Here is a 6,974-nt window from a genome sequence, read left to right as displayed (position 1 = left end):
AAGTCTTTGCAGTCTTTTGAAAGTATCAATAAAAAAGGACAACCCTATCGAATAGAATCCAATGATGATGAGCCTATTTTTTCGTATCGGAATGCGGAACTTATTAAAATTTATCGTCCCTTGTCCAAGCATCGCTTTTTGTATGCGGGAACTGCTTCGGATTATTGTTTTGGATTGGAACAATTACCGTTAGAAGGTGATGATATTTTGTTTATTACAGGTGGAGAAAAAGATGTGATGAGTTTGTATGCAAAAGGCTTTTCAGCCATTTGTTTTAATAGTGAAAATAGTCATATTCCCATCTCTCTTATTCAATCTTTAAAAGGTCGCTTTCGTCATATTGTATATGATACAATAGAAACGACTTTTCCAACTATGAAAAAGTCGTTTTAGTGTACATCTCGCACCTATCTTATTAACTTCTTACGAATTTACCGATGCTTTCCAGTAGCTGTGGGCGGTCATCTAAGGCGATTTGAGCCACGGCATAGAACTCTCGCACCCAATCGGATAGCTCGGTAAAGGCTTTGTTTTTCTGTTGGGTAGCGTTTTGGCTTTCACCTTTTTCTTTTTCGTAAGCGGCACGGAGGCTTTCCACCTGCTGAATTTGTGCGACTTGGGCATCGACTGCGGTTTTATCTATCTTAAACTTTTCTAACAGCGGTTTGGCATCGCTGTGGGCTTGGGCTTGCTGGTAAAAGGTTTTGATTTCCTCCAACGCTTTGAGGTAGGCGGCGGATAGGCTTCCATCGATAGCGAGGCTTTTCCAAAGTTCGGTTTTTTTCATCAGGGCGACTTTGGCTACTTTTCGGTGTTTGCCGTAAGTTTTCTTCAAAAGACTGAAAGCATCGGCAAATTGGGCGTAGGCTTCTTTTTCTTCGGCGGTTTCCTGTTTGTTTTGCTGGTAGAGCTGTTGCGTGTGGTCTAGCAGAGTTTTGCCTTCGGCGATTTTGGTGTCGTTGTAGCCGTATTCTGCCAGTTCGGTTTTTAGGTCTTGTACCTCCTCCAGATTAGTGAATAGTAATCGGTAGTTTTCAAGGTACTGGAGTTCGGAAATTTTTGATTTGCTCATAATAAATTTATTTTTATGGATTAATGCTTCCCAAAGATACAAAAAAATCAATCATTCTTCTATTCCTACAAGCCCTTTTTTGATTTTTATTCATAAAAATAGGCTCCTACTTGACGTTCTTCTATTCCTGCGAGGCGTTCTTCTATTCCTACGGGGCGTTTGTGTGTTCCTATAAGTAGTTGGGCTGTTACTATAAGTCCTATGGGTGTTTTTATATCTTGGTTGTATTTATAAAAAGTACCAGAGAAACGCTCGTACTGAGAGAAAATATAACACGTAATATAATCAGCTAAAACAGAGTTGCCTGATAAAAATTTTTTTCAACTTTATTTTTTAAGTTTCTATCTAATATTTCATCTACCTTTGTACAAAAATTTTCCTGATTTATAATTATAACATTATTATCTTCTTTAATTAGACTTCTATTTAAATCAAACATTGGATTATCTAAATCAATATGCTCATCATACATCACAGCTCTTGGAATATAATAATCTTTCGCAAACCCCATTGCTAAGCGTGCTCCACTATCAAGTTTCTGCCCCCTTAAAGTTGGGTGTAAATCAGCTGAATTTTGGGCATAACTTGCTGCTAAAACTATTGTATCACAAAATAATGCCTGTAGGCGATCTCTTTCTTTGTAACGACTGCTCAATTCCATTTTACTCTTAAAGTTATTACCATATTCAGTAACAAGTAAACCTCCTTCTTCCACGATTTGAGATGCTAACTTTTTATTTTTTGTAGGCAAAATATTACTCAAAGGACTTGGAAGAATTGCTATGGTTTTACCATTGGAGTCTAATGCTTGTTGATGAGAAATGCTATCACAACCAAATGCTAAACCACTAACAATTGTAGCATTTTTTTTAACAAATTGTTTAACAATATTTCGCTCTCTTTCCTCAATATCTCCTTCGGGGTTTAAAAGTCCTATAACCGATATATTTTTATTGTCGAAATTTAATAAACTAATATCTCCTTTGTAATATAAAAAATTAGGTTTTTCACTATCCTTAACCTTTCCACGATGCTTTGGAAAATCCTCATCTCCAATGGCTACAACACCGTCGCAAAATTCGTTATCAAATTTTTCAATAAGAATTTTTTCAAACCTATCTTTCAAGCGTTTAAATTCATTTATACTTGTAGAATCTCCTTTTATTGTTTTGTTAAGTAAATAGACTATTTTATCGACACTTTCATTTCCTTTTAAATTTTTTGCAATCCAAGCATTGCCAATTCCCTTATAAAATTTGGCAGTTAGAATATTTAACGCATTGTCAGTATATTTCATAATTTTAAAATTGTTAATTTAACTTCTTGATAATGTTTTTCCTATAGAGTAAAAAATAACAGATTTAGCCCCTAAATCAAGTAGGGCCTGAATTGCATCTTCATCAATATTTATAGTCTTTGTATAAAGATCATCGATTAGTAAAATATCTTTATTTTTTATTTTGTCTGAAATTTCACAAGTATCTTTTGTAATTCCTGGATATGGTAAATCCCCTTCGCCACCTTCTCCATTTTTGTGTAAATGAGTTGTTTTCGTGTTTTTATAGCGAACAATGTACTTTGTCCCATTTTCAAAATTAGATAATCTATTTACAACAGAACTAACTACTTCTCTAAAATATAATTGATCCTCTCTATAATAATCTTCTTTCTTTGAACGAGGAACAACACAAACGGTTAATTTATTTTTACCTATTATTTTTAGAATTTCAGATAGATCATTATACAAAATTTCACAGAGTTGAGTTAGAACATCTTTCATTCGCTCTGGAAATGGATGAATATCATTTTTTAATGTCCAAATTAAATTCTCAATATACTACCTTGTTCTTTCCAGTGACTACCACTATTATAGTCTGCATGATAAAATGCCTTCACATCCTGTTTTATAAATTTTCCTATTAGTTTTATTTCATCATTATCATTTATAAAAAAAGCTATATTATAAATTCTCCCTTTCTTTCTATCTCCTATTATTTTTCTAAACTTCGCTTCTTTTTCCTTAGGTAAAGTAAACCACTGCTCTTCCGAATTAATTATGAATGTTTCCATTTTTATAGATTTATTGGGTTTATTATTGTGATGCCTAATTCTTGAGCATTTATTATTTCCTTTTCTTCATTCTCAAAAGCAATAATATTATTAGGAGAAATGCCTAATCTCAAAATTGCATCTTGATATTTATTTAAATTTTCATTTCTGAAGTCTCGACAGAAAATATAATTGAATCTATCCAGAAGATTGAAATAACTTAATGTCGCTATTGCTCTATCTTTTCTGCAATTTGTAACTAAGACTGTCTTATTCTTTTTTGAGTATTTGCAAAGTATATCTGAAATTTTTTTATTGAGTTTAGTTTTATTCAAAAAATCTACATAGAACTTTTCTTTATTCTCTACTATTCTCTTATAATTAGTTTCTTTTAGGTTAGGGATAATATGTTTGAGAGTATGCCTATTGAAACGCATATTAGCATCGTATGCTAGATTGTAATCTGACTTTGTAATAGAAATAATAGCTTTTTTATAAGAAAGAAAGTTTGCGAGATTTGTATCCACTAATGTTCCATCCATATCAAAAAAAAATATAATTTCAGAAGTTATTATTGTATCAAATTCATCTTTTATATTCATCTGCTTTTCCTTCAGAGCCTTTTTCACTTGTATCAAAGTTTTATTTACAGAGTCAAAGATACATTTTTTTTGTTTTTTTAGTGTTGCATTTATATAAATTTTTACAATCATCAGAAATTCCTTTATTGATTAAACAATTAGAGCATTATGAGGACTATGCAAAATACACACAACAACTCAGACGCTCCTCTCTTACCAAGCGTATCGTCAATGATGTAAAAGTAACCGACCATCACGGACTGCTAATTACTGACAAAATACCGACCGAACTTCCTAAGAAAGAAGCCCTCATTTACAAAATGATTGCCGGTCGCTTATTAGAAGCGGTATCGGAAGTTTGTATCAAGGAAACGCAGAAGATAACCGTAGAAGCAGGTCATAAAAATTACGAAATCAAAGGCTGTACAATACAATCCGCAGGTTGGAGAGCGGTCAATGGCTCTTTTTCAGAAATGGAAAAAGAAGATGAAGTACCGCAGGAAATTCCCGAATTACAAAAAGGAGATACTTTAAAAATAATGGACAATAAGATTCTATCCAAAACCACGCAGCCTCTGGCCTTATATACGGAAGCGACTTTGCTTTCGGCTATGGAATCGGCAGGCAAGGATTTGGAAGACGAAAATCAACGACAATTACTCAAAGACACAGGTATTGGAACTCCTGCTACTCGAGCGGCAACCATAGAAACGCTACTTAAAAGAAACTATATCAAACGCCAAAAGAAAAACATCGTACCAACAGAGAAAGGCTTGAAAGTATTTGAATGGGTCAAAGACCGAAAAATCGCCGATGTAGCATTAACGGGTGAATGGGAAGCCTCTCTCAATGAAATTGAGGAAGGAAAACGGCCTCCAGAAGAATTCTTACAGGCAATGAAAGATTATACCCAAAAAATTACGGAAGATTTTTTAGCGATGGAAATCGAAGGGATTGCTTCACCAACATTGGTTTGCCCTGTCTGTAAAAAGCAAAGCGTTCGCCTATACGAGAAAGTTGCTAAATGTACGGAAGATGATTGTCAGTGGTTATTCTTTAGAAATGTCTGTGGAAAACAGGTAAGTGATCAAGCGGTAATGGCATTGTTAGCAAATGGAAAAACAATGCTTTTAAAAGGGTTAAAAAGCAAGGCAGGAAAAAGTTTTGACGCTTTTTTGGTACTGCAAGAAGACGGCTCTACGGCTTTTGAATTTCCGCCTCTTTCCAACAACAAAAAAGGGAAAATAAAGCGGAAATAACTTAAAAGCAATTGGTTTAAACAATGTATAATTCACGGCGGTAAACGCCGTCAATAGGCAGTCATCTAAACTTATTTTGTGATATGTTTGCTTTTATACTCAAAAAGTGGGTATCAATGCAAATACATAGATAAAATTTAATAAATATAAAAATTATGGCAACACAAGAAAAAGAAATCTCGTATTACGATTTACGATTAAGAGAATTGTTAAACACCAGCTTCCCTAATATGGCAACTAATGAAGCGTTTATCAAAGAAAGAAGCGATTTGGCCGCAGAGGCTTACGAAAGAGCCTTTGATGCAGGACACACTGTATTGGAATGCCGTGCCATTGCGAATGAAGCCCTTTTTGAAGGGTTGCATTATTCGCCGTTTGACACGGTCTACCAAGTGGTGTGTAATGAATTTGAAAGAGAAATACCGGCAGACGAAGCCCGTGATTTTGCCCTTAAAATGTTTCCGTATTGTGTGGATATGTTTGAAAAATACGATCTGCATCAAGATTTTGAGGGGACCAAAGAATATGACAGCCTTTACACCGAACTGGTAGGACATATTCAAATATGGATTGAAGAAAATGGCTTACAATAAAAAAGTACATTTAGAGCAAAATATCCAAGCCTTAAAGGTCGCTTTTCAGTTAGACAAAGAAAAGCGACCGGCTACAGATACAGAAAAAGAAACCCTCCGAAAGTATTCAGGCTTTGGAGGATTAAAATTTATTTTAAACCCAGCCAATGAAGACGGGGACCGTCGTTTTTGGACAAAATCCGATGAGCTTTACTTTGAGCCTACTCAAAGATTATATGAACTCATCCGTATAAATGCCACTGATTTTGACGATTACAAAGCGATGACCGACAGCCTTAAAAGCTCGGTGCTTACCTCCTTTTATACGCCGCCGGAAATCATACAAGTATTTTCAACGGTACTTGAAGAACAACATTTTCAATATCAAAAAATGCTTGACCCCTCTGCAGGGACAGGAAATTTCATTGAAAACCTTCAACGGAAAGACCTATCCGTAACTGCTTTTGAAAAAGACTTACTAACGGGAAAAGTATTAAAGTATCTATATCCTTCCGCCCAAATAAAAATTAAGGGATTTGAAAATATTGAAGAACGACAGAATAATTCATTTGACATTATCAGCAGCAACATTCCCTTCGGAGATATAGCGGTCTTCGACTTATCTTTTTCAAGAAGTAAGGATCCGGCAAAACAACAAGCATCGCAAAATATCCATAATTATTTCTTTTTAAAAGGTTTAGAAACGCTTAAGGACGGCGGATTATTAGCCTATATCACCTCTCAAGGAGTGCTCAACAGTCCCAAAAACCGACCGATTAGAGAGGCAATAATCAAACAGGCTCACTTGGTTTCGGCGGTACGGCTCCCTAACAACCTGTTTACGGATTATGCCGGAACGGAAGTTGGAAGCGATTTAATCATTCTGCAAAAAGACTCGCAAAAACAAACACTCTCAACCGAAGATTTACTCTTCTGCGATACGATAGAACATATTGAAGGCTATACAATCAATGCCTTGTTTGATAATGCTTCGCAACGGATTATTCATACAGAATCACATTTGGGCACCGACCTTTATGGAAAACCCGCAAGGATTTACTTGCACGAAAACGGCGTATCCGGAATTGCCAGAGACCTCAAAGAGAAATTAACCCTTGATTTCCGTTACTATAAAGAGCGGATACCGTTATATCTTACCGATTCTTTTTCCCATTCTCAGTCTGCAACACCAACTGCAAATGAAGAAGTTTCTGTCAATCCTATTTCCGCAGCTGTATCCTCCGGACCATCAGTCACAACAAAACAGCCTGTCAAGGACAATGCGGAAAAAACAAATCCTGCAAAAAATAACATATCAACTTTCAAAACCTCAAAAAATAGGCAGACGAAAAAAAAACAAAAATCTTTTTTCTTTTTCTTATCTCCATCTATGTTAAAACTTCTACAGAAGTGGATTGGTAGTGCTTTTATGTAAGTTCAT

General features: G+C 35.1%; 8 protein-coding genes and 1 pseudogene. 4 read left to right on the top strand and 5 right to left on the bottom strand.

Going from position 1 to position 6,974, the window contains the following annotated elements:
- A pseudogene (locus BLS89_RS09605) lies at nt 1-393 on the top strand (bifunctional DNA primase/helicase); the annotation flags it as partial.
- 22 nt (nt 394-415) lie between these two features.
- On the opposite strand, the gene BLS89_RS09600 reads toward BLS89_RS09605, so the two are convergent.
- From BLS89_RS09600 to BLS89_RS09580, 5 genes are all read right to left on the bottom strand, one after another.
- Entirely contained in the window at nt 416-1,072 is a 657-nt protein-coding gene (locus BLS89_RS09600; RefSeq protein ID WP_092737879.1) for a PQLLE family protein, read from the bottom strand.
- 289 nt (nt 1,073-1,361) lie between these two features.
- Nucleotides 1,362-2,369 (bottom strand): DNA-processing protein DprA, encoded by a 1,008-nt coding sequence (locus BLS89_RS09595; protein WP_092737877.1) that lies wholly within the window; start codon nt 2,367-2,369, stop codon nt 1,362-1,364.
- A gap of 18 nt (nt 2,370-2,387) precedes the next feature.
- Nucleotides 2,388-2,852, bottom strand: coding sequence for a hypothetical protein (locus tag BLS89_RS09590; RefSeq protein WP_221403660.1), 465 nt, complete (start codon nt 2,850-2,852; stop codon nt 2,388-2,390).
- Nucleotides 2,853-2,893: 41 nt separating this feature from the next.
- Nucleotides 2,894-3,142, bottom strand: a complete 249-nt coding sequence (locus BLS89_RS09585) for a hypothetical protein (RefSeq protein WP_092737873.1) — start codon at nt 3,140-3,142, stop codon at nt 2,894-2,896.
- Nucleotides 3,143-3,144: 2 nt separating this feature from the next.
- The gene (locus BLS89_RS09580) at nt 3,145-3,834 is read right to left on the bottom strand and encodes an HAD hydrolase-like protein (RefSeq protein ID WP_092737871.1); all 690 of its coding nucleotides are present in this window, start codon (nt 3,832-3,834) and stop codon (nt 3,145-3,147) included.
- A 14-nt stretch (nt 3,835-3,848) separates the two neighbouring features.
- On the opposite strand from BLS89_RS09580, the gene BLS89_RS09575 reads away from it, so the two are divergent.
- The 3 genes from BLS89_RS09575 (at nt 3,849) to BLS89_RS09565 (ending at nt 6,968) form a co-directional block, all read left to right on the top strand.
- Nucleotides 3,849-4,961, top strand: a complete 1,113-nt coding sequence (locus BLS89_RS09575; RefSeq protein ID WP_245688984.1) for a type IA DNA topoisomerase — start codon at nt 3,849-3,851, stop codon at nt 4,959-4,961.
- Between the two features lie 155 nt (nt 4,962-5,116).
- On the top strand, nt 5,117-5,554 hold the full coding sequence (locus BLS89_RS09570) for a DUF1896 domain-containing protein (RefSeq protein ID WP_092737869.1): 438 nt from the start codon (nt 5,117-5,119) through the stop codon (nt 5,552-5,554).
- On the top strand, nt 5,541-6,968 hold the full coding sequence (locus BLS89_RS09565) for an N-6 DNA methylase (RefSeq protein ID WP_092737888.1): 1,428 nt from the start codon (nt 5,541-5,543) through the stop codon (nt 6,966-6,968). Before BLS89_RS09570 ends, BLS89_RS09565 begins: the two co-directional genes overlap by 14 nt.
- Nucleotides 6,969-6,974: the final 6 nt, after the last annotated feature.

The organism is Riemerella columbipharyngis, from assembly GCF_900101995.1.
Taxonomy (GTDB): Bacteria; Bacteroidota; Bacteroidia; order Flavobacteriales; family Weeksellaceae; genus Riemerella; species Riemerella columbipharyngis.
Note: the sequence above shows the minus strand (reverse complement) of the source record. Positions and strands in the feature narration are given on the sequence as shown.